The sequence below is a fragment of the Flavobacterium plurextorum genome, assembly GCF_024638035.1.
GTDB lineage: Bacteria > Bacteroidota > Bacteroidia > Flavobacteriales > Flavobacteriaceae > Flavobacterium > Flavobacterium plurextorum.
The window spans coordinates 4,428,757-4,453,457 of the sequence record NZ_CP100442.1; the positions used below are offsets into that span (position 1 = coordinate 4,428,757).

Genomic DNA, 24,701 nt, shown 5'->3' on the forward strand with positions numbered 1-24,701 from the left:
TTCATCATGCAGCACATCGTCAAGCTGCACATAAACGGAATGATATTTAGACTAGAGTTTTTCATTGTTAATGCAAATCTATAAAATATATTTTATAAATTCTATAGAATTAGTAGAGTTTATTTTAAAAAACTTTTAAATCAATGCAAAACCAACTGAAAACTAAAACTTTAAAAAGATAAAAAAATATACTAAAATTGTGATCTTACAATGAAAACAATAGAAATTAATGCTAAAAGAAGTCCAATTATATTAATCTTGGATAGTTTTTCTTTGAAGAAAAAAAGACCAACAAGACTTCCTAATACAATTACACCCATATTCATTCCTGCAAAAACTGTTGATGGATTTTCAGCAAATGCCTTATGTGCTTTTAAATAAAATAGAATATTTCCGAAGTTAAAAATCCCTACTAAAGCCCCGAAAAGGACATTTTTAGCACTAAACCCATTCTTTTTAAAAATAACATCGTAAAGTACTATTAACAAAGAAACTGCTAATGCAATACTAAAAACAATGAATAGTGATGTTGTATAAGGCAGAGTGGTATAAAGTGCTATTTGTTTAAAAAGTATATCAATTACTCCAAAACCAACAAAAACGGCGACAGGAAAAATCCACTTGTTCTGCTCGTTTTGCATCTGCTTTCTTAAAATGAATAAAAGCGCTATGAACCCAATTACAAGACCAATTACTTTATAAGAATTAAACTCTTCTTTAAAAATTAACCATGCCGCAAGTATGGGAATAAATAATGACAATCGTTGTGCAGCATCAGTTTTTACAATTCCCATATGTTTTATTGAAAATATCAGAAAAAGAAAAACAATAGGCAGCAAAATACCAATTGCCGCATAAATATTCCACGGAGCATCTTCATGAACTATAGTAAGATCCGGACTAAAAGTAAAATAACAAAGTACTAATGCTGCTATATAATTGAACGCAATAATTTGAATGGGATTAGCATTGTATTTACGGGTAATTTTAAAGATTACACCAACGGTAACACTGCAAAGTATACTTAGAATTAAAAACAGCATAGAATTAAATTTTGAATGCAAAAATAGTACTTATACTCCCTTACTTTTAACTTTTACTTCTTTTATTCCTGCCTTTTTAATTTCCAGCTGTGTAACTTTTCCTTTTTTGTCTTTTATAAATTCGACTGTAGTATTGTTATTGTCTGAGCGAAAAAACTTGGTTTGAGATTCTGGCAGTAACTCAATATCTTGATCTATATAATACAGCTTATTATCTTTCTTTAAAATTTTAATATTTTCATACTCTCCCACATACTGATCATAGATTTTTGAATCTACTACGGTTTGAATATGTTTATATGGAAGTTCAACTTCTTTTCCAAAACAGATTCCGGCAAGACCATATGCGATATAATAAGACTTTGACTGGTTATTGGATAAAACAGTAATTAGTATATTATCGTTTGTAAATTTATTAAAAGATGTCATTGCTCCAAAAAAACCGCCGTCATGTGCAATTAACTGATGATTTTGATTGTAGAAAGGATTAACCAAAACTCCAAATCCAAAATCTTGATCGTTGTATGAAGTAAACATCTTTTTCTTTGATTCTTCTGATAAAATAATTTCGCTGTCAAACAAGGCTTTATTCCATAAATACAAATCATCAATGGTAGAATAAACACCATCATGACCTATATTAAAATTCCAATTGATATAAGGATTTTTTACTAGTTTATCATTTTCAAAATAATACGACTTAGCCATTTTATCTACTATTGCATTATTTGTTGTAATGCCTGAATTGTACATTTTGGCTTTATCAAACAATTGCTGTTTTAAAAATGTCGAATAAGTCTGCCCTGATACTTTCTCTATAATTCTTGCCAGTAAATAATAACCAATATTACTGTATGCTGTACTTGTACCAGGTTCAAACAGTAATGGCTTTTTGATGATATACTGATAAACAGAATCTTTATCTAAATCTGTCTTTGATAAATACAATTCGTCAAAATCCATTTGCAAACCTGAATTATGAGCCAGCAGCATTTTTATCGTTATTTTTTCTCCTTTTGGAAAATCAGCAAAATATTGATTTATAGGATCTTCTAAAGAAAGTTTTTTACGCTCCGCCAATTGTAAGATTGCAACAGCTGTAAACTGCTTTGAAACGGAAGCTAAACTAAACTTTGAATCGATTGTGTTTTTTATGTTCCATTCGTAATCAGCAAAACCATAGGCTTTTTTCAATAGTATGGTATCATTTTTAGAAACTAAGACGGTGCCGCTAAAATCATTAACAGCAAATTGTGCATCCATATACTTTTCTACCTTTCTACCCAATTCATTTTGCGAATAACCAAAAGCAAATACCGAGAACATTACTAAGATTAATTTTGATTTCATATCAATCATTCTTTACAATTACGAATTATTTTTTGCAGTGTTTGATCCAGCAATGTTATCTCTTTTAAAGATAAACCATGCAAAGCTGTTTCTCTGTTTGATTGAATAACGGGTTCTATTAATTCAATGGTTTTCAAACCTTTTTCAGTAACTGTGAGATTGAACTTTCTTCTGTCTTCAGAATGAATTGTTCGAATTAGGTAGTCATTTTTAACCATTAATTCAATCATTCGAGTTATAGAAGCATTGTCTTTAAAAACAAGATTTGCTAATTCGTTTTGAGAAATACTCTCGTTTTGCTGCAATATTATAAGCACCAAGCATTGATCTACTGTAATATCTTTTACTACTTTGGCAATGTTTTTTTGTGCCAGTTTTCGATATTCTTTTATTGCCTTTTCTATAGAATAAAGAGCAGTTCCTGTTGGATTTTCAATTTTCATGATTCATTTATTTGATACAAATATAATTGATATATCAATATAATTCACAAAATAAAACCCGACAGTTTAAAAATAACTGTCGGGTTAGATTGTAAAATCAATATTTAATTTGCAGAATATGGTCTAAACACATAGAAACATAGACCTATATTATACTCAAGAAAGTAACACAAAAAAAAGAAATGCATTTCTTTAACATAGCAGCTTATGCGTCTTTTAAATTAGCAAAACGTCTTTTCCAGCAATTAATCTATTCTTCTATGCATTAAAAAACTACACTTAATTGATTACAATTTACTGATATAACTTCCGTACATATCTTTAAATTGGTGACCTTGCGCAAAACGATCTTTACTTAGTTTTTTATACTCTACCAATGCCCATAAAACAAACTCTTTCATAAAATGCATATCTTGTTTGTCTAAATTAGGCTGATATTTTTTTAATAAAACATCTAATGGAGTAATTTCATCCAAAATACCTTTATATTCAGCATCTGAAGCATCATCTAATAATTCAAAACCGCTTTCTGTAAAAAACCACTCAATCAAATCTGAATAAGGTGTTTTTTCTCCTGGCTTTTCAAGTTTTTCAATTTTTGGAAAATACTCCGAAAACAATGTTCTAATTGCGGAGCCAATTAAATACTGTGCAACGACTGCAGCTCCCTCCTGTTCTCCTTCATAAACCAATTCGACTTTTCCAGTAATCGACGGAATTACTCCCATAAAATCTGATAAACGCAAAATTGTTTTATCTGCTCCAGATTTTAAAGCACGACGTTCTGCAGTACTAATTAAATTCTCAAAAGCCGTTATGCTCATTCTGGCACTTACACCACTTTTATTATCGATGTATTCACTATCTCGGGCTTCAAAACTAATTTGTTCTAAAATATCTCTGGCTAAACTTGGCACATAAACGATGTCACTTTGATTTTCATCCAGCTTTGCCTCTTGTTCTGTAATTGTTCTTGCGATGGCAACACTTTCGGGATAATGCGTTAAAATCTGCGAACCTATTCTATCTTTAAGAGGCGTTACAATACTTCCTCTGTTCGTATAATCTTCTGGATTTGCCGTAAATATAAACTGCATATCCAGTGGCATTCTCACTTTAAATCCTCGAATTTGAATATCGCCTTCTTGCAGAATATTAAACAAAGCAACTTGAATTCGGGCTTGCAGATCCGGCAGCTCATTAATTACAAAAATACAGCGATTTGCTCTCGGAATCATTCCGAAGTGAATTACGCGATCATCTGCATAAGATAATTTTAAATTAGCGGCTTTTATTGGATCAACATCTCCAATCAAATCTGCAACAGTAACGTCTGGCGTTGCTAATTTTTCAAAGAAGCGATCATTTCTATGCAGCCACGAAATTGGAGTTTCATCACCTTTCTCTAAAATTAAATCTTTAGCAAAACGTGAAATCGGATTTAATGGATCGTCATTAATTTCTGAACCGGTTACAAACGGAATATACTCCTCTAATAATTCTACCATTTTACGCGCTAAGCGAGTTTTTGCCTGTCCGCGAAGTCCCAACAAATTAATATTATGACGAGAAAGAATAGCGCGTTCTAATTCAGGAATTACTGTATTTTCAAACCCATGAACACCTTCAAAAACGGGTTTACCAGATTTAATCTTCTCTCGTAGATTATTTCTTAATTCATCCTTAATACTAGTGCTTTTATATCCTGAGGCTTTTAATTGACCTAATGTTTTTATAGTTGTTATTTCCATTTTATTGAAATATAAATTGTTATTTATTTTTAATGACAAATATTGCGTCATTACTGTGTGTAGACGCACTGCAGTGTGTTTCTACGATTACGTTGTCTTTAATTTTCTCAAACCTAATTGAAGCGGCGCTTCGACTTCGCTCAGCGTGACAATTGTTATGTTAGACGCACTGCGGTGCGCCTCTACTATACACGTTGTCAAAAAAACCTTTGTCCCTTTGACACTATGAACCTTTGAACCTTATTTAGCGAACTCTTTTTTTTCTATTCGTTTCATAATTTCAAAAATCATTTCTCCTAAACCCAATTGAAGCGGTGCTTCGACTTCGCTCAGCGTGACAATTGTTGTGTTAGACGCACTGCTGTGCGCCTCTACTATACACGTTGTCAAAAAAAACCTTTGTCCCTTTGCCACTATGAACCTTTGAACCTTATTTAGCGAACTCTTTTTTTCCTATTCGTTTCATAATCTTCAAAAATCATTTCTCCTAAACCTTTTAGTCCGGTATAAAATGCTTTCCCTTGATTGGCTTCGGTAAAATGATTTACAAATCGCTGTAAATAAGGATCATTTGCAATCATAAAAGTGGTTATCGGAATATGTAATTTTCTAGCTTGCTGTGCTTGTGTATAACATTTATCGACAATATATTCATCAAGTCCATTACTGTTCATATAATACGAACCGTCGCGTTCGCGCACACAGCTTGGCTTACCATCGGTAATCATAAAAATCTGCTTGTTGGTATTTCGTTTTCGGCGTAAAATATCCATCGCCAATTGCAATCCTGCAACAGTATTGGTATGATAAGGTCCAACTTGCAGGTATGGTAAATCTTTAATTGGAATTGTCCATGCATCGTTCCCAAAAACTAAAATATCAAGTGTATCTTTTGGGTAACGCGTTGTTATTAATTCAGCCAAAGCCATTGCAACTTTCTTCGCTGGCGTAATTCGGTCTTCGCCGTACAAAATCATACTATGACTGATATCAATCATCAAAACGGTACTCATTTGTGCTTTGTACTGCGTTTCTTCAACCACCAAATCATTTTCCGTCAGCATGAAGCTTTCAACTCCATTATTGATTTGAGCGTTTCTGAGACTTTCTGTTAATGAAATACGTTCTAAGCTGTCGCCAAAATTAAATTCGCGAAATTCTCCTGTATGTTCATCACCATTTCCTGCATGTTTGGTTTTATGATTTCCGTTTCCTGAACGTTTTAAATTTCCAAAAATCTGATCTAAAGCCTGCTGGCGAATTGCACGTTCAGTTTTAGCAGTAATACCAAAACCGTTTGTACCATCTCCTTTTACTTCGTCTTTTATGTAACCTTTCTTTTTTAAATCTTCGATAAAATCATCGATCGTGTAGTTTTCGTCGGTAAGCTTATATTCCTTATCCAGTTCTCGAAGCCAGTCTATGGCTTCATCAAAATCTCCCGAAGTATGGGTGATCAACTCTTTAAAAATACCAAAAAGTTTCTCAAACGGAGACTGAAATGGAGCTTCGTACGACTTAAAATAAAAACCTTTTTTAAACTCGTTTTTCATAATTCTAAAATTAAGGTTTTTTAGAATTATGAAAAACGAAACGTTTATTAATTTTTAGTTAAAGTATTTAGACAAAACAACTTAAAAGTTATTCCAATTATGTCAATTATTCAAACTTTCCATCGACATAAAACCCCTCATTTTCTTCAAATTTAAAAGTCGAAAATTCGTAATGTGTTTGCGGTTTATTGTTCGAATCCAGAAAATAGGCTTTAAATTCTACAGTATCTTCTGTAAAACTTAAAATCTCTAATTTCTGCCATTTATTTGTGGTTGCCCATTTTAAAATTTCTGATTTAGAATAATATTCTCTTTCAGAAACATAAGTAGTTTGCAAAAGATAATCAGCATTATGAGTCGCATATGCTGAATATCTGGAACGCATTAATGCTAAAGCTGTTGGCGCTTTTTGTTTTTTCTCAAGATACAAACCACAGCAGTTTTCAAACTGTAAACCTGTATCGCAATAACATTTATGCATCGCCGTCAACTTGTTCCTCACCGTTAATTTTAACATGAAGCTGATTTAATAAAACTTGATATCTGCTGATTTCTCTAAGTTCTTCATCTTCTTCAGCATGATCTAACATCTCGTCTAATTCTTCACTTACGTCAAGCAGTTTATTATTCGCTTCTCTATCGTTTTTTGCAGCAATCAAATCAATAATTTCTTGAACGTTTGCTTTTAGGGTTTCAAATTTTGAATTCATTTTTTTCTTATTTCAAGTTTCAGGTTTCAGGTTTTCGCTTCAACAACTTGAAACGTGTAATATGAAACATGAAACTATATTTATTACTCTTCTTTCTTATTTTCGTTGAATTTCTTCACAATTTCTTTCAGCTTTTCTTTACGGGCGATTTCTGCCTGTTTTTTCTTTGCTTGCGCTTTATGCAACTTGTCATTATGAGTTTTAATATTCTTTTCGTTATTCCGTCCCATTATATTTCTCTTTTAATTTCTTCTAATGTTTTTTCTGTATAGATCAATTTATCAATAATCTGCTTTCGCAAATCGGCTAGATCATCATAATCAAAATATTTTGCCCATGAAGTTAATTGTTGCAAATTTCTAATCTGTTTTAATCTTTTTGCAGTTTCAAAACTTGTTCTTAAAACTGCTTTTTTATCATATTCTGGATTATTCTTATGCTGATAATTTGCTAAATTTTTATCAAAATCTGCTTCTATATAATATAATTTATCTTCTGCATTATCAGGATAAAACTCGCTCCAAGCCGCAAAACCAATTTTTGTTTTTGATTCTGTCTCTGGTTCACGAGCCACTAAACGCCATTTGCTGTTTGCCAGTCTTCCCCAATGATTCGAAACGCGGTACATCCCTTTTTCTGTATAATAATAAGAACTTCCTGCTTTGCTTTCGAACTGTTTTTTTAAACCTTCAATTTCATTTGGAAGTACTTCATGAAAAACACAAAAGGTATTTTTAAAAGAATTTGGATGTGGCTTAAAGTTTTTCTGCATGTGCAAATATACTCAGATTGTCTCGAACTCCCTAAAACAAACATAAATTGATTAACTTTGCCCCATAAATTTAAAACAAAAAAATCATGTCTAAAGATTCGCAAGAAAAAATGCCTCAAAAAGGAGTTTATACAGGTATTATCGAAAAAGATGAAAACAATAATTATTTCTGTGGTGAATATCTTTTAGATTATAAAATAGCACATTCAAATTTTAATGTTGGTGACTGGATTACAATAAAATCTGTAATCGAAAATCCAAGTGATATCAGTTACGATAAATATCCTAAAAAAACTAAAAACTTTGACAAGGCGAATCATAAGCCGGAATAAACCTTATATTTCAGGTTGAAACAAGGAAATATAACCGCAATCCCGATAGCATCTGGAGCTACGTTTTTTGACTTTATTCTAGAAATTAAAATAAAAAGTTCGCAAAGCTGAATTATAAAGCTTTGCGGACTTTGCGTTTTTTACAAAACCCTTCATATAGAAAAACTTAGTTTGCTTTGTGGTAAAATCAGCATTTGCGAATAAGTTTCTTGAATATTTTTTAGATGAAAACTGAAAAGTTAAAAAAAAGTGTACCTTTGCAAAAAATTTGTCGTTTTGAAGTAAAAACACTCATTTCGAACTAATAGACAAGAAGTTACCTTTTATTTATGAAAAAAATAGTTGAATACCGCAAGTTACTAAACGTAGACAAAACTGCTGAATTAAAAGATTTGAAAACCATTTATCGTAATGCGATGAAAGAAGCTCATCCTGATAAATTTCAAGGTGATGATGCTGGTTTAAAAGCGGCAGAAGAAAAAAGTAAAGCTATCATTGAAGCGTACCATTTCTTGGTAAGTATTAATCCTGAAACGATTAAACTAAATTTACCAGAATATACTGAAACTATCGCAACTTCATCAATTACTGATTATAAATTTGTTGAAGGTCGTTTAATTATCGATTTTTCTAACGGAAGTGTTTATGAATACATTAGTGTTCCTAAAGCAACTTATGTAAAAATGGTAAACGCAGATTCTCCTGGAAGATTTGCAAAAAGACACATTTTGAACTCTTTTACTTGGAGAAAGAAAACAAATCAAGAATAGATTTCTTAAAAAATATTCTAAAAAGCACTCTTTTACAGAGTGCTTTTTTTATGCTTAAAAATTAGAAAAAAGCAAAATCACTCCTCAGAATAAAACCAAAACTAGAGTTTTAAATCAAATTAAAGCACCAAACACATTGATTACAGGCAAATTAACCCTTAAAAAACTATAACAAAATTTTAGGTTACAAAATTCTGTATGTTTTATAATTTTAGATACTTTTGTTGCACAAATCAATTAACTAATTAATTTTTTATAATGAAAAAAATACTTTTTTTACTTACAGCTTCTGCGGCTATCATTTCATGCAGTAAAGTTAAAGACGGAGAATACTTAATTACTGGTACCGCAACTGGAATTGAAAACGGAAAAACCATTATCCTTCAAGGTCTAGACCCAGCTACAAGAATGCCTTTAGCACTTGATACAGTAAAAGTTGAAAATGGAAAATTTGAAATAAAAGGAAAAGTTACTGAACCAGCTTTCCATACATTAATTCTTCAAGGTGCAAACGGACCAATTCCTTTTATCTTAGAAACAGGAGAAATCAACATTGCAATTGATAAAGACAGTATTCATAAATCAAAAATTTCTGGAACTTACAGCAATGATGAGTATGTGAAATTTCAAGAAGATCTTAACAAAACTCAAAAAAGCTTAATTGATTTTCAGAAAAAGAATACTCAGAAAATGCAGCAAGCTCAACAAGCTCAAGATACAGCAACTATCAATGGCTTGATGAAACAATACATGACTATTCAAACAGAAGTACAAGAAAACAGCAAAAAGAAATATTTAGCTTATGCTGAAGGTCATCCAAAATCTTTTATCTCTGTTCTAATTGTTCAAGGTATGGCTGCTGACCCAAGTGCTGACATTAAAAAAACAGAAAGTTTATTTAATGCTTTAGATGAGTCATTAAAAAATACTACTCCAGGTAAAGAGGTTAAAACAAAATTAGGTCAAGCGAAAATGCCTGCCGTTGGTGCTACAGCTCCAGCAGTTGGTAACGCGAAATGAAGAGCAGACTTTTCTGCGCCAAATCCAGAAGGAAAAGTAGTTTCGCTTAAAGAAAGTTTAGGCAAAGTAACGATCGTTGATTTTTGGGCTTCATGGTGCGGACCATGCCGACAAGAAAACCCTAATGTTGTAGCAATTTACAAAGAGCTGCATTCAAAAGGATTAAACATTGTTGGAGTTTCATTAGACAAAGACAAAAACAAGTGGACAGAAGCTATCGCAAAGGATGGTTTAACTTGGACACACGTTTCAAACCTAAAATTTTGGGATGAACCAATTGCAAAACAATATAATGTTGAATCAATTCCAGCTACTTTTATTCTTGATGCATCAGGAAAAGTAGTTGCTCAAGACTTAAGAGGTCCAGAATTGAGAGCGAAAGTATTAGAGCTTTTAGCTAAATAATACATTCTTAGAATAAAATAAAAAAATCTCCCTAGTGGAGATTTTTTTTGTTTTACAGCATTCCCATTTAAAACTGGAATTTCATCAAGCAGAGATTAAAATTCAGCCAAAAAAAGAGTGATATACTACTGACTTAAATTTTACCTATCAATAAAAATTTAGATTAAGCTAATTAGAAAGTACAATACTAAACGAATAATCTTTCCTTAATTCTAATTAATACATCCATAAAAGCAAGGGCTGACAGCTTTATTGAAGATCAAATTGAAAGCAAAAACGACAAAATAGCTATAAAAATATTCTTACTTTTTAAAATATTTAAAAAAAAATACATTTTTGAAGATTTTTATTTTATTCAATTCCAATCAATTAAAAAATATTTCAAAAATAACTTAAAATTAAGTTCGTTTTTTGTTTGTAGATGTAGAAAACGTTCCTATATTTGCAACCGCTTAGAACAACAAAGCACAACAATACAAAGCTTCGGGGAGATACTCAAGCGGCCAACGAGGGCAGACTGTAAATCTGCTGTGTGAACTTCGCAGGTTCGAATCCTGCTCTCCCCACGGAAAGGCAGAAAAGGCAGAAAACGTAAAGTTTTCATTCTTTTCAAAAAGCCTTAAAAAATGTCTTAAAGCCAGTAAATCCGATGATTTACTGGCTTTTTTGCTTTATTGCTTGTTTTCAATATTTATAAATGCCCACAAAATTAAAGGTGCAGAATCGGTGCACTTTTCGGCGTGGAGAAAAGTGCACCAGAAACAGCAAAAACCCCTTACTTTACAGGGGTTAACGAGATTAACGACTTGATTTGGAAGTGATATTATTCTACATTTATTAACTTAAAAAGTAGGATTATGTTGGAAAGCAGTTTTGGTTTGGGATTCTTTTTAAAAAGACCCAAAATAGAAAGCAGGGAATGGATCGTATATTTCAGAATTACTGTTGACGGTATCCGTAAGGAAAGTTCAACTAAGAGAAAATGGGATAATACACGGTGGGATCAAAGGTTTGAAAGAGCAGTCGGCTCAAAGGAAGATGCAAAGTCGCTGAACTTCTTTCTGGATTCGCTGACTTTAAAAATCAATGAAATCAAAACCGATATGATGTACAGTGGCAAAGCCATAACCGCGGAGAAAATTATGGACGAGGTTCTGGGAAGGACAGCGCCAAAGATTAAGGTGCTGGAAGAATTTCAAAAACATAATGATGAGATGGACGCGCTACTTGGAAGAGGTTACGCAAAAGGCACCCTTGACCGGTTTACAATTACTAAAAACCATTTGACTGCTTTTATAAAGTTCAAGTTTAAAAAGGATGATCTTGAATTTGCGGATTTGAATCTTGAGTTTGTTAAGGACTTTGAGTTTTACCTTAGAACTGTACGCGACTGTAGCAACAACACCACCCTCAAATACATTGCAAATTTTAAAAAGATTGTAATCCGCGCCATCGATAAGGAATTAATCATTAAGGATCCATTTAAGAATTTTAAGGGGCGTAAAACAAAACTGGTAAAAAAACCTCTCACCGCGCAGGAATTGTACGAACTGGAAAGTCATTATTTCACAACTGAAAGGCTTAATGTCGTAAGAGATGTGTTTGTATTCCAATGCTACACAGGACTTGCTTATATCGACGCATATCAATTAAAGAAAACCGACATTAAGAAAGGCATAGACGGAAATCTATGGATAATGTCTGAAAGGCAGAAAACCAATTCATCATTTAATGTCCCACTTCTTCCTCAGGCACTAAAAATAATTGAAAAGTATAAAGTCCATCCTCTCTGTATTCAGCGTGGTACGGTCCTACCAGTTTCCTCAAATCAGAAGATGAATGAGTATCTGAAAGAAATTGCTGTACTGTGCGGTTTTCCTTTTACGCTCAACACGCATATGGCACGTCGGACTTTCGGAAGCACGGTAACCCTAAATAACAATGTTCCTATAAACGTAGTTAAAGAACTGCTTGGTCATGCATCAGTAAAGCAGACCGAGGCTTATGCCATAACAGAGCAGACGACTATTGGCCGTGAAATGTCCATTCTAAATAAAAAGCTCAACAAAACCGCTTCAAAGATTTCAAAACCCGATTTAGCGGTTTTGGGAAGATTAGAAAAAGAAATCCAGGCAATCAAAAAGAAGTATAATATAACTTCATGATATTTAATTAAAATCAAAGAGGCTATCTCAAAATTGCTGGGATAGCCTCTTTTTATACAGTTTAACTTCGCTCTTATAACCCGGATGATAAGATGGGGTGTACTTAATGTATCCTAAATCCTGAAGCTGTTTAAAGTACTTATGATAAGTGGGCAGCGTATTGACATGTGAGAGCTCCATAATCTTGCTGCGGCTGACTTTAATCCTTCTTCTCTGCCCCTGCCTGTACCCTAATCCTAATATTGCTATTAAAATCGACAAATGCCAGACATTCAGTTGTGGATCTTCACTGTATAGTGAAATATAATCCATAATCTGCCTATCTTTAAACCTATTGTTTTGTTTCATCATCAAACAGTTTTTGAAGATCTTCTCTATGGTAGTAATAAGAGCCAAGCACTTTCTTAAAACGAACTTTTTGGCTTATTCTGAGATTCTGTACTGAACCAGCTGAAATATCCAGCATTTTGCGCACAGTTTTGGTCTTAAGCCATTGAGATTCCGATTCAATATTATTAACCCCGGCAGATTGCGCAATAAGTGTACGCATGGACTCAGTAAGCATAAGCCCAAATTGTCTTAAATCATCTTTAGTCACAAGCTCCTCCATACTATTTTAAATTTTAATTTTATTATTGTAAAACTATCATTTGAAAAATTAATCCAAATGAAAATAGATGCTGCTTCTTTTATTTTTATTCTTAGTCGGAACATAAACTAGATAGCCGTACTTATCTAGATCATGCATACATCTATGATAAGTTTTAGGAGAAACTACTTTGGAAATTTTCTGAATTTCAATACTATACGCTAAAATTGGATTGATATAATCTTTTGAGGCACGGAACTGAAGTAAAGCCGCAAAAATTGCGATATGGGTCGTTCCAATTCTAAAATCATTTTCAATAGTCTGAAAAAATCTCGTTAAGATCTCAAGATTATCCATAGGTTATTGTTTCAAAATTTTGGTGACATCTTCCTTGAAGATGTTTCAATCCGCATCTCAGGCTTCTTTACTGGTTGAATTTTACATCCTCTCTCCAATTCCCTCAAACTTATCTTCTGCATCCTGTCATTATAAAAGTTCAATGTTTTAAAACGGGGATTAGTCTCAATGAAGGTTTTTACTTCTCTCCCTTCAATCAGCAGCACTGCTTCCTCTCTCCCCCCCTTTTTCAAAGAATTTGCAAGGGATTCAAATGAGTCGTCATCATTTTTAAGCGAAAGAGTATTTAGGACACTGTTGACATTGTACCCGTAAGCTTCTGGATATTCATGCATACGGTAGTTATCCAATTTATCTTTATCATAAAAATTAAACTGTTTCCACGTTCCATTTTTAAGCACTGCCCTTCCAGCCAGCATATTGTATGCCTCCTCGGAATTATAACTCTCAGATTTATCATTTTTAAAAAAGTGCGAGCTGTAAGAGGATGGTGAAGAAAAATCCCTAAGGATAGAACTGAATCCATTAAACTGGTACGTACCCTGCTCATCCTTACCAAAAGATAATGAATGCTCTATCGTTTCATTTTCTGATATATGATAAGAAACTGGAACATAAAAGTTTAACTGCTCTTCCTTTATAAGCTCTAAAACTTTACTGAATGCATCATGAAACCCGCTATTTTTAAGCTGGTCTTCCAAAGTTTTTTTATTCAATTCCTGATCCCTTAAATATCCAGGTTTATCTTTTCTTTCAAATCCAGCAACAATTATGGCTTCATTAAATAATCTGTGAATCATATTGGGATATATTTTTCGACTCACATTTCTATATTCTTCCTTCACCAAACGTAAGGTCATAAGTTCATCCAAGGCTTTAGTCTTCTTATATTTGAAAAGAAGCAATTTTAGGAACTTCAACTTCACTATTTGTATGGAACGTTCAATGCTAGGACTTTTTTCAAATATTGACTTTAATTTTTCCTCCTTGGAAAGCCATATTTTTATCTCATTTTTTACCCTGTTATTTTCATCCGGCATAACTAGTTTTAATTGAGGTTGATATTGTCCTAAACTGATCTGCTTGTTTTCCTTGAGCGAGAAGCAGTATTCTGTTGTTTTCCTCCAGCTTCATCGTCGTTGTTGCTCTGCGCTTCATTCTTTTCTTTTGACTGCGACTGCTTTTCAGTTTTGCTTTCCCTGTCATTTATTCTCTGAAGAGAAGAATCGTAAACCTTAACCGTTTTAAACTGTGGATTGGCCTCCACAAACTGTTTTCGCTCTTCACCGTTAACAACAAAGGTTACAGACTGCAGGTTTCCTTTTTTAAGCGAATTAATTAGGTCTTCTTTATACTGTGGTTTCAGCAGCTCTTTAATTGAATGTTTTTCCAGTGCTGCTTCTAAATCATAACCATAATTCTGGTGATACTGATTCAGCTTAAAGTTGCCGCTGTTGTCTGTCTCCTTAAAGTTCAAAGAAATCCAGCAATTATAAGTTTCGCCTTCCTTAGTTTTTAAATCTTTATTAACTGATCTTCCCTCCATCAAATTATATGCTTCTTTGAGCGTAATGCTGGTGCTATCATTATTAATATAAAAAGTCTGCTCTAATCCCGGCTTATTTTCCTCTTTCTGTAGATTAACCTTATAGGAATTAAAAAAACACATTTCACTCTGATCGGACTTTTTAAAATTCAATTCAACAGTCACACTATCCTTGTTAGGGACTCCATTGTTCATAATGCCAGTATGGATTATTTTAAAATCCTTATCCCCTTTTAGAATATTCTCTCTTAATTCAGCATCAAAAGTCTCTCCAAATCCAGTATATTTTAACTGGTCTTTCAGATATTGCAAATTTTTCTCGTTCATGATCTTTACATTTAAAATTAGTATTGCTTATAGGTTACCCAGAATTTCAAGATTTACCAGGTTACTGTTTTTTATATCCAGCTCCAGATGCCTGCCTCCGTTTTTCTCAAAGATCTGCATTGTAAACTTTTTCTTCTCGGGTATTGTAAATTTAGGCAGGGCAAATACAGCTGTGAATTCAGATTTATCAGAAATCCGGCTGAAGTCACCAGTATTGTAAAGCGGTATAATCTCTATTTCCTGTGATGCTGTACGTTTCGATTTTCTCTGGTCACGGATAAAAAAACGCAGCTGGTCAACATCGTAATTAATTTTAGAATCATTGCCTAAAAAAACTCTGAAGTACATTATGTCCTGATGGATAAAAATACCATCAACTTTCATTTCTATTTCCGATTTTCTTGATTTAAGTCCGCTTAGCCTGTTTTTCTTAGATAATGCCAGCATTGCATAATCCTTAATTTCCTTCTGGTTTTCATTCTCCAGCGAAAACAGCAACTGTTTATCATCCGTATTTCGCAGTCCGGCATCTATGTTTAAAGTCGGGCACAAATCGTCAAAGTTCAAAATGAAGATGTAAAGCTTACCATCCGAGGTAACTACCGTAAGGTTAGTCTGCTGGAAATTCTGTTTTCCTGCTTTTAAAAGAATTATATTTTCAACTCCTTTAGCTTTCTGCACAAGAACATCACGGCTGCCGATATCAAGACTTTTAACAGCGTAGGGAAATAAAATACTGGTGGTTTTTGAAAAGCCCAACTGAATGTTATTATATTCAGATTTTGTATTATACTGGCTGTATCCTGAAGCTGTAATCAGAAAAATGCTGATATTTATTAATAGTTGTATTTTTTTCATGTTGAATAGTTTACAGTTATTTTTCATTTTTTTCCTTTTCATCATACAGAAGCACTTTGTAGCCAGCTTTTACCGCCACTTTAATAAGCTTTACTTTTTTGCTCAAAAGTGTTTTTGCCGCCTCCACTCCCATACCGGCAGCCTGAGCTCCCCATGAATCACTTACACTTGAAAGTCCAATACTCTGCATAGATCTGTCAGCAGAAGCTTTTGCAACATCCCTGCTAATAGTTCCTGGGATGTAAATGCCTTTAATGCCGTCTATGTCGAAAACTGAAAGCTCCACAGGGAATATGGAATTCTGGTATTTTATGGTACTAATCTTTATCTCAAGTCTTTCCCCTTTTAAAGATGCTGTTCCAAAAACAAAACTGTTTCTTGGAATTAAAACTCCATTTATAAAAACATCATTTACAAGTCTGATTTTTACAACTGAACCGTTTACAATGGTCTGTGTTTCGTGTACTGCACCTTCAACTGCGTTTTGAATTTCTTCATTTGCATTGTCTTCTTCAAGAGGATAAAAAGAAATTCCATTATCTTCTTTAGGGGATTGCATCCCGCCCTGTAAAGAAGTGAGGTTTTCTTCTCCAGCTTTTCTAGTTACAGAATAAACTTTTCCTTTGTGAAGCTTCGAATTCTGCCTAACTTTTTCCTGAACACGTTCAGGATGCTGTATGTCCAAAATATTTTCAAGCATCCCGCCTAACTGCGCGAGCTCGGGATCAGGTTCAGAAGGCGCGCTCATGGCAGTCATTAGCTGCTCCAAGTTTTTCATTTCCTCTGATTCGCCAAATGGAGGCCTTGAGTATTGAAACTCTCTCATATCCTGAGTATGGTTATTTGTTTTAGACGGCTCGGCAATTGCTTTCTGCAGGGCCTGCAGCTTCTGATATATCTTCTGGTCATTCTCTGTCTTAAAAGAACTTGTATTCAAACCTCCCTTTTTATGATTGCCCAACATTTCTGTTGAATCAATATAATTTTCTGCTTCAAGATTAATTTCATCTGCCATAATCTTTGAATAATTCGGATCTTTTTTCTTTTGTTCCAGAAGCTTTATAGAATCAATTGATGCCTGATCATAGTAGCTCATTTTATCTAAGCTGGAGTCTTCCTTTAATTTTGGATTTGGAAGCAGCATATTAAAACCTCCTTTTTTGTCTTCTGAAACTAACGTTCCTTCGCCTTTTCCGCCTCCTAGTACCCAGAAGAGCATCGTTACAAATGGCAGGATAAGCAAAGGAAGAACAAGAAACATTTTTCGATTCTTTCTATCTTTGGCTGAAAGTCTTTGATTTTCCATATTTTTATTTTTTGTTGTTAGCTTTATTATTTTCTGCGGACTCCATAATGCTGTAAAAATCTTTAGCTCTCGAAGTATCTATCTTATTTAAATAGATCGGACTTGAGGTATTAATAACACTGTCTACATAACTACTGAGATAAGATTTTTTTATATTTCCCTTAAATGCGGTATCCATAAAATAAGGTTCGAACACCTGGTCATTATAAACAGATTTAATAGCTGATACTCCATCAATACGAATCGATTCCGAACTGTTTACTACAACACCTTTAATTGCTGTATAAAAACAAAAAGTTGTTCCTAGTATGCTGAAAAAGATCAGAAAAAAGTAAAGCTGTGATTTAGATAGATCTTTAGTAAGGCTATTCATTTTTCTCACCCACCACAACTTAACCATTACGTAAAGCCGTAATTCTTTTTGATCCTGATTCTGTTTTTTCAATACGCTTTTCATGGCTTTCTGTTTAGAGTTCCCAGATCTTTGTTTTCAAGTGTATTGAACCTTTCAATCAGAAAACCATGCGGATTATTATCGCTCCTTGAAACATTTCGCAGAGTTCCTTCTGTAATCAGGTTTCTGTTGAGTATGCTTGTAGTCCTTATTATGTTCTGCTGGGCAAAACATTTAAAGCGGTACGGATATTCTTCAATATCAATTTGTATGCTGTCAATTATAACAGTCTGGCTGATATTGCCTGAAATGATTCCAGAATAGTATCCATTTTCTTTTAAATCATCGTAAATGCGTTTAACCGAATTATCAGCCAGATATAGGGCTTTTGTCACATTTGCTTTGATTACTTTATCATCAGGATCAAGACTGAAGAAATACTGGTGGAATGTCCTAACGTGATCCCTTGCCTCCACTGGAACATTATCTTTACGGTCTGATGCGTAAGCTTCCATAGCCTTTCCATTTGCAAGGATATAAACCTTATCCTGCATTGAAGCTACAGAACTGAAGCTTTTGTAGATAGCGTAACATGTTATGAGCGTGCTTCCTGCAACAACCAGCATAGTAAATCCCCTGACATGGCGGAAAGCTGTATCTATATTTTTCATCTTGTTAAACATAACCCTCGCTTTTAATTTTTAGAATTTCCTTTCAGCTTGTCACTCATGTAATTTCCTTTTTCTTCAAAATAAGGAGAAGATGCAGATGAAGAAGACATGTTTTGGCTCATTTTCCCTGCTGCATTGCCCATCGAGTCCATTACCATTCCCGCTCCATTTGCTGCACCTCCAACTACGGACGAAGTTGAAGAACTAAATAAACCGGTTACTTTCTGCCCTAAAGCACTTCCGCCAGATGCGTGCACAATGTAATTGGCAACAGAGGGAACAGTGAAGTATCCGACAATGCCTATGATCATAAAAATCAAGTATCCTATGTCGGTCCGGCTGAAGAAAGTATCTCCAGATGTATTAATCTGCGAAATGTCCAGCCTCAGCATCTGTTCCTGCACTTTACCGATGATGCTTCCAAAAATATTGGCAACTGGAAGCCAGAGATAAATATTTATGTACCTGGCAAGCCAGACTGTGAGTGTATGCTGGAATCCGTCAAAAACCGCAATTCCAAAAACTAAAGGTCCTAAAATGGAAAGCACTACAAGCTGAAAGGTCCGCAGGGTATCTATACACAATGAAGAGGCCTCGAAGAGAATACGAAGTACCTCGCTTACCCATTCCTTGACCGAATTCCTGAAACTATACGATGCTTTTTCCATCGCAAACTTTACATCATTTCCAATCCCTTCCATGAGCCCCTCATCAGAAGGATCAGCACCATCATGAGTGTATTTATACCATCTGTCACGATCACCGTTGCCCAGCACTCCAACATACATTTTCCAAGGCGCGCTTTCTTTGACTGCTTTCTCTTTTTCTCTTAAAAGGATTTCAATTGCTTTATTGGAACCTTGAACCATAGAAGCGGTTGCTGTAACCGTAGGCTTCATGACCCCATTAATGAGTGCAAGCACTGAAGGAAAAATCATAATGCAGAAACCAATCACAAACGGCCGGAAAAGCGGATAAAAATCAATTGGCTCAGCATTGGCAATATGGCGCCAGACCCTTGAAGCAATATAGAATAATGTGCCAAATCCAGCCAGCCCCTGCCCTACGCCCATAAGATTGCTGCAGAGTGGCATCATTTCATCATAAAGCTGTTCGAGAACGCTGTGAAGACTGCCGATGTCATCTCCAAGTCCCTGAGCAGAAACCGCAGCGGGAATCGTGAAAAGAAAAAAAGCTGTTTTAAAATTTTTTATCATGCCATTAGATTTAATTTTTAAGCTTGTAACTGTTTCGAACTGCGTTTACATCGTTAAATTCTTTGGAACGCTGCAGTGCCAGTACGGATGCCGATCCGTTAAAATCACGGAGGAACAGCACTTTTTGCTGCATATCTTCGTATATTTTATCAATTGCATCCATTCTTTCATCATCTGTCATTCTGAGTTTATCAGCCGTTACAATTGATGTCAGTTCATCGATATTGCGCAGGCTTTCCTTGCTTAAATTCGAATATACTTTTTCAAAATATTGTACTTCCTGCTGGCTGAACCTGTCATTTTTAATGATTCGGTCAATACCTTTCCTGCTTTCTTTAATCAGCGTAAACTGATAGTCCACTATATCTCCCACCCTCTTGTAATTTTTAACAACTGGACTTACCTGCATCAGAGCATCGAGAAAAGTTTTGTGAAGTGAAAAATTTCCTTCCGACATATCTTTTACGGCTTTATACCCGCCGCTTAGTATGTCATAACCTTTCTTCATATCACTCAATATTTTTTTAAACTGCGAAAGTTTTTCGATATTTAAAATGAGCTGCTGGATTTCTGCTGACTGTGCCTTTACTTCAATTGGTTTACAGAGCAGAAGCAGCACTGCTAGAATCAAATACTTCTTTTTCATGATCCGTTTATTTATAAGCCAAGTAATTTCCCAGCCTGTTTGACATCATTTTTTTCTTTAGCTTTCGATAATGATAGCATCTTGATTTCCCCGCTGAATTTCTCGCAGAAGGCGTAATCTTGACTTGCCTGCTCATAAATCTGATCGATTCGCTCAATACGCTCGTCATCTTTCATTTCAAGCTTTGTGCTTGTCGTAATTAAAAACAGAGTATCAAGGCTTTCACTACAGCTGTCCAGCAGACGCTTGAATGTCCGTTCAATATAATCTAGTTCATTTCCATGAAACAGATCATCCTGTCGGGTGACTTCAATAGTCTTTTTATAATTTTTCGCAATCTGAACAATCAAAGCCATTATTTCAGCAACTCTCGCATAATTTTTAACTTTTGGATTAACTGATATTAGCGATGTAAAATAATCACTGTGAAGGTTCACTTCACCTTTCTTTGCATCTGATATAAAATTCAGACCGCTTTTAACAGCCTTATAACCTTTTGCCGCGTAATCCACATAAGTCCGTAAAGCTGCAATCTGAAGAAGGAGCATTCTTTTCTGTTTTGCCTGCTGTGCATGCAGACCGCCCGCAAATAACCATACCATTACAAGTAATAATACTGTCTTTTTCATCTTTTTTAATGCTGTTTACGGAATTCCGTAAAATTGTTTCACTTTATTTACGTCGGCATCAGTTTTTGCTCTCTGAAGACTGAGCAGCACATTCTGCTGATTGAAAAGCCTGAGATCATTGTAATTTGAATCAATCTGATCTGCTGCTTTATTTATAATTTCGAGTCTCTTCAGATCGCTCATCTGTGTGGTAAAGGAGTCGATTATTAAAAAAATCTGGTCAATGTTTTTCATGCTTTCTTCCAGTATACCGTCATATACCTTCTCCATATATTCCAATTCAGAAACTTTGAAACTCTCATCCTTTTTAAAAAGTCTCCATGCCCTTTCGTACTCTTCAATAAGACGGGTCTGCTTTGTCGAAATTTCCTTAATTCTCTGATAGTAGGTAATAATGGATTTTACTTTCTGCAGCTCCTCATAATAATCTTTATAAAGATCACGCTGTTTTTTTGTCCAGTCAGAAATCTCATTAAGCTTTAACTTAGACAATGTGTTTTCAACCTGTTTCTGTGCATTCTGAAGCCAGATAGTTTTGTTCTGCAACCTCTGGATACCAAGATCGATGGCCTTAATTACTTTTTTTGTTACTGCTTTGACTATCTCCAGTATGGGCAGAGCAGCTGTCTTTTCTGCTGGTCTTGCAGGTGCACTGACTAACAGAAAACACATAAGACATGAGATCATTTTAATTTTCGTTTTCATTTCCCGCTATTTTTAAGTTCCGTTTCTTATTTCCTGTGCCATTGCAGCAATGCCTTTTTTGATGTCACCGCCAAACTTCGCTGCAAAAGCATTCATTCTTACTTTCTCGCTTTCCTCGGTAGTATAAGCGAGATATTCTTCCAGAGACACTTCTGTCCGGTACACCTTTGAAAGCATTCCGCCGAGCGAAATGAAAACTTCTTTGTACTTTTTGTCCGGATCATTAGCCTTATTGACTGAAAGTACCAGCGCTTTTTCTTTTTCGGTTAGTCCCAGCAGTTCCTGAATCTGATCGAATTTATTCTGGTACTTGCTCTGGTCCAGCAGAATTTTACAGTCGCTGTTGTTAATAATGGCCTGCTTTACAACAGGAGATGAAATGATATCTTCCACCTCCTGAGTAACCACTATTGCCTCTCCAAAGAACTTACGCACGGTTTTGAATAAATACCGCAGATATTCCGCCATTCCTTCCCGTGCAATAGCTTTCCAGGCTTCTTCAATCAGTATCATTTTACGGATGCCTTTGAGCTTTCTCATCTTGCTGATAAAAACCTCCATAATGATTATTGTTACCACCGGAAAAAGTATAGGATGATCTTTGATGTTATCCAGTTCAAATACAATAAATCGCTCTTGTAAAAGATCCAGATTTTCTGTTGCATTCAGCAGATAGTCAAACTCACCGCCATTGTAATACGGACGAAGCACATAGAGAAAATTATTGATATCAAAATCCTTCTCTTTTACTTTATCACCCTGCAGTATCGAAACAAATTCCTCCTTCAAAAATTCATAGAAAGTATTGAAACACGGAAAAATGTTTTTATCCTTTTCAAGGTTTTCATAGTACAGCTGTAAGGCATTAGAAAGTGCCACATACTCGCTTCTGTTGAAAGTTTCGTCATCTTTCTTCCACAATGCAAGAAGCAGTGTTTTAATGCTCTCCTTTTTCTCGGTGTCTAGACTGTCTCCCTCTGAAATATAAAAAGGATTGAAGCGGATCGGGTTCTTTTCATCATACGTGAAATAGTAGCCGTTGACCATATCGCACAATCCTTTATAGCTGTGCCCGACATCTACCAATACAATATGTGTTCCCTGCTCATAATAGCTTCTGACCATATGATTGGTAAAAAAAGATTTCCCGCTTCCCGACGGTCCGAGAATGAACTTATTTCGATTGGTGCAGATCCCTTTTTTGACAGGCTCATCACTGATGTCAACATGAACAGGCTTGCCAGTCAGACGGTCTCCCAAACGGATTCCGAAAGGACTTAAAGACGATCTGTAGCCTGTTTCCATATTCAAAAAACAGACAGCCTGCTCCGTAAAAGTATCGAAGGCATCATTCATCGGAAAGTCAGCTGCATTGCCGGGAATCCCAGCCCAGTATATCTGGGGAGCACCGACAGTTTCCTGCTTAGCTGCCGCACCCATCTGTGCGAGAGCTGAGGAGACTTTATTTTTTATCTCCTTTAAATCTTCCGAATTATCGGTCCAAGCCAGGACATTAAAATGTGCCTTAGCAGGCAGACGCTGCTGGGATATTGCTTCATTAAGAAAATCATTGATGGCGTCCCTTGCTATCATATTCCCACGGCTGTAAGCAGACAATGATTGGAGTCTCAATCTTTTGCTCTCCAGTTTCTGGATAGTTTTCTGCGCATCTTCTATGAAAATATACTGGTTGTATATGTGATTGCAGGAAAGAAGTTGCCCCAAGGTCGATGCAAAACCTACACTGAATTTTGTCTTATCAGTCGAATACCTGTCAAAATTGATCCTAGACCCGCAAAGAGCCGGCAGGTCAGCTGCATCGCCCAGCGTGAAGAGCTGGCTGTGCTTCTCTCCTATCTGCATACCGTCTGAAAATTTAAGGTCACTGTAAACAAAAGAATTTTCTCTTTCAGATAAACAACAGTACTTTTCAATAAGCCCTATTTTTCTGCTCTGGCTCTTCAGTTCATTATTTCTCAGCCTTGTCAGCTGGATAAATCCGCTGTCCTCCATAATTCTTTTAAACTGCCCAGTACTGTCAATGAAATCTTGAAGAATCTGCATTTTTAAATTTTCTTCAGGGACTATTTTATTCCTTACAAGACTAGAAAATAGGGAACTCGAGTTTTTCCTTCCTGCCGGTTTTTTGGTAATCATAATATAGCAGGAATGATCAAGAAATGGTCTCTCATTAAAAAATCGTTCGCTGCTTCTGGTTAAAAAACTGCTGTCTTCATTTTGAAAATCCGCCTTATAACCGCTTTCTAAAAACCAGTCCTGCTTGTGAAAAACAGTAAACTTGGGAAGCACTTTCACAGCCTTTATCCATGACTGGTGAAACGCTTCATATTCCTGGTCCGACATGGTAAAAATCTCAGGCAGATCAGCTTTAAATACAACGGTTATATCACCCTGCTTTGACAAAATGCAGTCATGCTGTACATCCATAATCGGTAAAACATCATTCAATTCCCTTTCCATTTTTCCTCGCTTTACTAATTTTTGCTTTTCTCTGGCAGAAGCTTCTTGCTGCATTCAAAATATGCCCTCCAAGATTCGGATCAACGCAGTTCCGAAGCACCTGCCTTTTGTTTGGAATATTGCTCTCCTTTAAACTGAAGCCTAAAGCCTGTTCAAGATCAGGAATCTGGGCATGCCGGATTTTAATCGCAGTGCACAGATCAGTCTGAGAAATCTCAAAATTTGACCAGAACAGATGCCGCTGCAGTACCGCATCAGGATCAATCAGCGGCTTGTAGTAAGGCTTAACATTTTCTACAGTCCACAAGCATTCCGCATTATGCATAAGAAACAAGACTTCCTGATACAGCCGCATATCAGGAAATACCGCAGGAGTGCCGCGGAATCTCACACAGATATTCTGCCTGAAGGATGAATGGGACTGGCATGGCGGCGAAGACCAGATATAATCAAACTCTTTATAATGATCTAACAGGTACTGATGCGCATCTCCAATTACAACAAAATCCTCTGGAAAATTCTCAGCATAAACAGCAGCAAGCTGTGGATCGAGCTCTACAGCCGTAACCGATACATCTGTCCAGTTTTTTCTGTTACCCCCTATCCCAGCGTAAAGATTTAAGACTTTCATAATCAAATACTCATTTAACGTTCTAAGACT

General features: G+C 35.2%; 28 protein-coding genes, 1 tRNA gene and 1 pseudogene. 6 read left to right on the forward strand and 24 right to left on the reverse strand.

Annotated elements, in window-relative coordinates; all coding sequences use genetic code 11:
* Window positions 1-191: 191 nt before the first annotated feature.
* The 10 genes from NLG42_RS19265 to NLG42_RS19310 all read right to left on the reverse strand — a co-directional run bounded on the left by NLG42_RS19265 (window position 192) and on the right by NLG42_RS19310 (window position 7,622).
* Entirely contained in the window at window positions 192-1,043 is an 852-nt protein-coding gene (locus NLG42_RS19265; RefSeq protein ID WP_257681957.1) for a DMT family transporter, read from the reverse strand.
* Between the two features lie 30 nt (window positions 1,044-1,073).
* Entirely contained in the window at window positions 1,074-2,393 is a 1,320-nt protein-coding gene (locus NLG42_RS19270; protein WP_257681958.1) for a serine hydrolase, read from the reverse strand.
* Between the two features lie 5 nt (window positions 2,394-2,398).
* Window positions 2,399-2,836 (reverse strand): MarR family winged helix-turn-helix transcriptional regulator, encoded by a 438-nt coding sequence (locus NLG42_RS19275; RefSeq protein ID WP_089058511.1) that lies wholly within the window; start codon window positions 2,834-2,836, stop codon window positions 2,399-2,401.
* Window positions 2,837-3,123: 287 nt separating this feature from the next.
* Complete coding sequence (locus NLG42_RS19280) at window positions 3,124-4,587, reverse strand: AAA family ATPase (protein WP_257681959.1); 1,464 nt, start codon at window positions 4,585-4,587, stop codon at window positions 3,124-3,126.
* 240 nt (window positions 4,588-4,827) lie between these two features.
* Window positions 4,828-4,977: a hypothetical protein gene (locus NLG42_RS19285; RefSeq protein ID WP_257681960.1), complete on the reverse strand. Its 150-nt coding sequence runs from the start codon at window positions 4,975-4,977 to the stop codon at window positions 4,828-4,830.
* Window positions 4,978-5,021: 44 nt separating this feature from the next.
* Entirely contained in the window at window positions 5,022-6,140 is a 1,119-nt protein-coding gene (locus NLG42_RS19290) for a vWA domain-containing protein (protein WP_099718841.1), read from the reverse strand.
* A gap of 106 nt (window positions 6,141-6,246) precedes the next feature.
* Entirely contained in the window at window positions 6,247-6,657 is a 411-nt protein-coding gene (locus NLG42_RS19295) for a YchJ family protein (protein ID WP_257681961.1), read from the reverse strand.
* Window positions 6,614-6,850 (reverse strand): hypothetical protein, encoded by a 237-nt coding sequence (locus tag NLG42_RS19300; protein ID WP_257681962.1) that lies wholly within the window; start codon window positions 6,848-6,850, stop codon window positions 6,614-6,616. The genes NLG42_RS19295 and NLG42_RS19300 overlap by 44 nt, the downstream gene beginning before the upstream one ends.
* Window positions 6,851-6,933: 83 nt before the next feature.
* Window positions 6,934-7,080 carry a hypothetical protein gene (locus NLG42_RS19305; protein WP_089059913.1) on the reverse strand — a complete coding sequence of 49 codons (147 nt, stop codon included), beginning with the start codon at window positions 7,078-7,080 and terminating at the stop codon, window positions 6,934-6,936.
* Window positions 7,080-7,622 carry a hypothetical protein gene (locus tag NLG42_RS19310; RefSeq protein WP_099718844.1) on the reverse strand — a complete coding sequence of 181 codons (543 nt, stop codon included), beginning with the start codon at window positions 7,620-7,622 and terminating at the stop codon, window positions 7,080-7,082. The genes NLG42_RS19305 and NLG42_RS19310 overlap by 1 nt, the downstream gene beginning before the upstream one ends.
* A gap of 86 nt (window positions 7,623-7,708) precedes the next feature.
* Here NLG42_RS19310 and NLG42_RS19315 point away from each other — a divergent pair, with 86 nt between their 5' ends.
* The 6 genes and pseudogenes from NLG42_RS19315 (at window position 7,709) to NLG42_RS19340 (ending at window position 12,314) form a co-directional block, all read left to right on the forward strand.
* The gene (locus NLG42_RS19315; RefSeq protein WP_089059891.1) at window positions 7,709-7,954 is read left to right on the forward strand and encodes a hypothetical protein; all 246 of its coding nucleotides are present in this window, start codon (window positions 7,709-7,711) and stop codon (window positions 7,952-7,954) included.
* Window positions 7,955-8,283: 329 nt separating this feature from the next.
* Window positions 8,284-8,724 (forward strand): KTSC domain-containing protein, encoded by a 441-nt coding sequence (locus NLG42_RS19320; protein WP_089054020.1) that lies wholly within the window; start codon window positions 8,284-8,286, stop codon window positions 8,722-8,724.
* 258 nt (window positions 8,725-8,982) lie between these two features.
* Entirely contained in the window at window positions 8,983-9,744 is a 762-nt protein-coding gene (locus NLG42_RS19325; RefSeq protein WP_089059890.1) for a DUF4369 domain-containing protein, read from the forward strand.
* Between the two features lie 18 nt (window positions 9,745-9,762).
* Window positions 9,763-10,149, forward strand: a pseudogene (locus NLG42_RS19330) (peroxiredoxin family protein); the annotation flags it as partial.
* Between the two features lie 485 nt (window positions 10,150-10,634).
* Window positions 10,635-10,715 (forward strand) — tRNA-Tyr (locus NLG42_RS19335).
* Between the two features lie 291 nt (window positions 10,716-11,006).
* On the forward strand, window positions 11,007-12,314 hold the full coding sequence (locus NLG42_RS19340) for a site-specific integrase (RefSeq protein WP_257681963.1): 1,308 nt from the start codon (window positions 11,007-11,009) through the stop codon (window positions 12,312-12,314).
* 331 nt (window positions 12,315-12,645) lie between these two features.
* On the opposite strand, the gene NLG42_RS19345 is transcribed toward NLG42_RS19340, so the two are convergent.
* The 14 genes from NLG42_RS19345 to NLG42_RS19410 form a co-directional block, all read right to left on the reverse strand.
* A complete protein-coding gene (locus NLG42_RS19345) occupies window positions 12,646-12,924 on the reverse strand; it encodes a helix-turn-helix domain-containing protein (protein WP_257681964.1) in 279 nt (92 codons plus the stop codon).
* A 48-nt stretch (window positions 12,925-12,972) separates the two neighbouring features.
* Window positions 12,973-13,260, reverse strand: a complete 288-nt coding sequence (locus tag NLG42_RS19350; RefSeq protein WP_257681965.1) for a hypothetical protein — start codon at window positions 13,258-13,260, stop codon at window positions 12,973-12,975.
* Between the two features lie 11 nt (window positions 13,261-13,271).
* Window positions 13,272-14,300, reverse strand: a complete 1,029-nt coding sequence (locus NLG42_RS19355) for a hypothetical protein (RefSeq protein ID WP_257681966.1) — start codon at window positions 14,298-14,300, stop codon at window positions 13,272-13,274.
* A gap of 29 nt (window positions 14,301-14,329) precedes the next feature.
* Window positions 14,330-15,133: a hypothetical protein gene (locus NLG42_RS19360; RefSeq protein WP_257681967.1), complete on the reverse strand. Its 804-nt coding sequence runs from the start codon at window positions 15,131-15,133 to the stop codon at window positions 14,330-14,332.
* Window positions 15,134-15,160: 27 nt separating this feature from the next.
* Complete coding sequence (traN, locus tag NLG42_RS19365) at window positions 15,161-15,991, reverse strand: conjugative transposon protein TraN (RefSeq protein WP_257681968.1); 831 nt, start codon at window positions 15,989-15,991, stop codon at window positions 15,161-15,163.
* Window positions 15,992-16,007: 16 nt separating this feature from the next.
* Window positions 16,008-17,297 (reverse strand): conjugative transposon protein TraM, encoded by a 1,290-nt coding sequence (traM, locus tag NLG42_RS19370; RefSeq protein WP_257681969.1) that lies wholly within the window; start codon window positions 17,295-17,297, stop codon window positions 16,008-16,010.
* 4 nt (window positions 17,298-17,301) lie between these two features.
* On the reverse strand, window positions 17,302-17,754 hold the full coding sequence (locus NLG42_RS19375; RefSeq protein WP_257681970.1) for a hypothetical protein: 453 nt from the start codon (window positions 17,752-17,754) through the stop codon (window positions 17,302-17,304).
* Window positions 17,751-18,362, reverse strand: coding sequence for a conjugative transposon protein TraK (gene traK, locus NLG42_RS19380; RefSeq protein ID WP_257681971.1), 612 nt, complete (start codon window positions 18,360-18,362; stop codon window positions 17,751-17,753). Before traK ends, NLG42_RS19375 begins: the two co-directional genes overlap by 4 nt.
* 23 nt (window positions 18,363-18,385) lie before the next feature.
* Window positions 18,386-19,456, reverse strand: coding sequence for a conjugative transposon protein TraJ (traJ, locus tag NLG42_RS19385; protein ID WP_413614442.1), 1,071 nt, complete (start codon window positions 19,454-19,456; stop codon window positions 18,386-18,388).
* A gap of 133 nt (window positions 19,457-19,589) precedes the next feature.
* Entirely contained in the window at window positions 19,590-20,225 is a 636-nt protein-coding gene (locus NLG42_RS19390; protein ID WP_257681973.1) for a TerB family tellurite resistance protein, read from the reverse strand.
* A gap of 11 nt (window positions 20,226-20,236) precedes the next feature.
* Window positions 20,237-20,854: a hypothetical protein gene (locus NLG42_RS19395; RefSeq protein WP_257681974.1), complete on the reverse strand. Its 618-nt coding sequence runs from the start codon at window positions 20,852-20,854 to the stop codon at window positions 20,237-20,239.
* 15 nt (window positions 20,855-20,869) lie between these two features.
* On the reverse strand, window positions 20,870-21,559 hold the full coding sequence (locus NLG42_RS19400) for a conjugal transfer protein TraI (protein ID WP_257681975.1): 690 nt from the start codon (window positions 21,557-21,559) through the stop codon (window positions 20,870-20,872).
* Window positions 21,560-21,571: 12 nt separating this feature from the next.
* Window positions 21,572-24,040 (reverse strand): TraG family conjugative transposon ATPase, encoded by a 2,469-nt coding sequence (locus NLG42_RS19405; RefSeq protein ID WP_257683999.1) that lies wholly within the window; start codon window positions 24,038-24,040, stop codon window positions 21,572-21,574.
* A complete protein-coding gene (locus NLG42_RS19410; RefSeq protein WP_257681976.1) occupies window positions 24,021-24,671 on the reverse strand; it encodes a DNA cytosine methyltransferase in 651 nt (216 codons plus the stop codon). The genes NLG42_RS19405 and NLG42_RS19410 overlap by 20 nt, the downstream gene beginning before the upstream one ends.
* Window positions 24,672-24,701 lie beyond the last annotated feature (30 nt).

Bases quoted from the DNA above. Each gene is read 5' to 3' on its own strand.
- NLG42_RS19265 (WP_257681957.1), bottom strand. From the start codon at position 1,043: ATGCTGTTTTTAATTCTAAGTATACTTTGCAGTGTTACCGTTGGTGTA.
- NLG42_RS19270 (WP_257681958.1), bottom strand. From the start codon at position 2,393: ATGAAATCAAAATTAATCTTAGTAATGTTCTCGGTATTTGCTTTTGGT.
- NLG42_RS19275 (WP_089058511.1), bottom strand. From the start codon at position 2,836: ATGAAAATTGAAAATCCAACAGGAACTGCTCTTTATTCTATAGAAAAG.
- NLG42_RS19280 (WP_257681959.1), bottom strand. From the start codon at position 4,587: ATGGAAATAACAACTATAAAAACATTAGGTCAATTAAAAGCCTCAGGA.
- NLG42_RS19290 (WP_099718841.1), bottom strand. From the start codon at position 6,140: ATGAAAAACGAGTTTAAAAAAGGTTTTTATTTTAAGTCGTACGAAGCT.
- NLG42_RS19295 (WP_257681961.1), bottom strand. From the start codon at position 6,657: ATGTTAAAATTAACGGTGAGGAACAAGTTGACGGCGATGCATAAATGT.
- NLG42_RS19300 (WP_257681962.1), bottom strand. From the start codon at position 6,850: ATGAATTCAAAATTTGAAACCCTAAAAGCAAACGTTCAAGAAATTATT.
- NLG42_RS19305 (WP_089059913.1), bottom strand. From the start codon at position 7,080: ATGGGACGGAATAACGAAAAGAATATTAAAACTCATAATGACAAGTTG.
- NLG42_RS19310 (WP_099718844.1), bottom strand. From the start codon at position 7,622: ATGCAGAAAAACTTTAAGCCACATCCAAATTCTTTTAAAAATACCTTT.
- NLG42_RS19315 (WP_089059891.1), top strand. From the start codon at position 7,709: ATGTCTAAAGATTCGCAAGAAAAAATGCCTCAAAAAGGAGTTTATACA.
- NLG42_RS19320 (WP_089054020.1), top strand. From the start codon at position 8,284: ATGAAAAAAATAGTTGAATACCGCAAGTTACTAAACGTAGACAAAACT.
- NLG42_RS19325 (WP_089059890.1), top strand. From the start codon at position 8,983: ATGAAAAAAATACTTTTTTTACTTACAGCTTCTGCGGCTATCATTTCA.
- NLG42_RS19340 (WP_257681963.1), top strand. From the start codon at position 11,007: ATGTTGGAAAGCAGTTTTGGTTTGGGATTCTTTTTAAAAAGACCCAAA.
- NLG42_RS19345 (WP_257681964.1), bottom strand. From the start codon at position 12,924: ATGGAGGAGCTTGTGACTAAAGATGATTTAAGACAATTTGGGCTTATG.
- NLG42_RS19350 (WP_257681965.1), bottom strand. From the start codon at position 13,260: ATGGATAATCTTGAGATCTTAACGAGATTTTTTCAGACTATTGAAAAT.
- NLG42_RS19355 (WP_257681966.1), bottom strand. From the start codon at position 14,300: ATGCCGGATGAAAATAACAGGGTAAAAAATGAGATAAAAATATGGCTT.
- NLG42_RS19360 (WP_257681967.1), bottom strand. From the start codon at position 15,133: ATGAACGAGAAAAATTTGCAATATCTGAAAGACCAGTTAAAATATACT.
- traN (WP_257681968.1), bottom strand. From the start codon at position 15,991: ATGAAAAAAATACAACTATTAATAAATATCAGCATTTTTCTGATTACA.
- traM (WP_257681969.1), bottom strand. From the start codon at position 17,297: ATGGAAAATCAAAGACTTTCAGCCAAAGATAGAAAGAATCGAAAAATG.
- NLG42_RS19375 (WP_257681970.1), bottom strand. From the start codon at position 17,754: ATGAAAAGCGTATTGAAAAAACAGAATCAGGATCAAAAAGAATTACGG.
- traK (WP_257681971.1), bottom strand. From the start codon at position 18,362: ATGAAAAATATAGATACAGCTTTCCGCCATGTCAGGGGATTTACTATG.
- traJ (WP_413614442.1), bottom strand. From the start codon at position 19,456: ATGCCACTCTGCAGCAATCTTATGGGCGTAGGGCAGGGGCTGGCTGGA.
- NLG42_RS19390 (WP_257681973.1), bottom strand. From the start codon at position 20,225: ATGAAAAAGAAGTATTTGATTCTAGCAGTGCTGCTTCTGCTCTGTAAA.
- NLG42_RS19395 (WP_257681974.1), bottom strand. From the start codon at position 20,854: ATGAAAAAGACAGTATTATTACTTGTAATGGTATGGTTATTTGCGGGC.
- NLG42_RS19400 (WP_257681975.1), bottom strand. From the start codon at position 21,559: ATGAAAACGAAAATTAAAATGATCTCATGTCTTATGTGTTTTCTGTTA.
- NLG42_RS19405 (WP_257683999.1), bottom strand. From the start codon at position 24,040: ATGGAAAGGGAATTGAATGATGTTTTACCGATTATGGATGTACAGCAT.
- NLG42_RS19410 (WP_257681976.1), bottom strand. From the start codon at position 24,671: ATGAAAGTCTTAAATCTTTACGCTGGGATAGGGGGTAACAGAAAAAAC.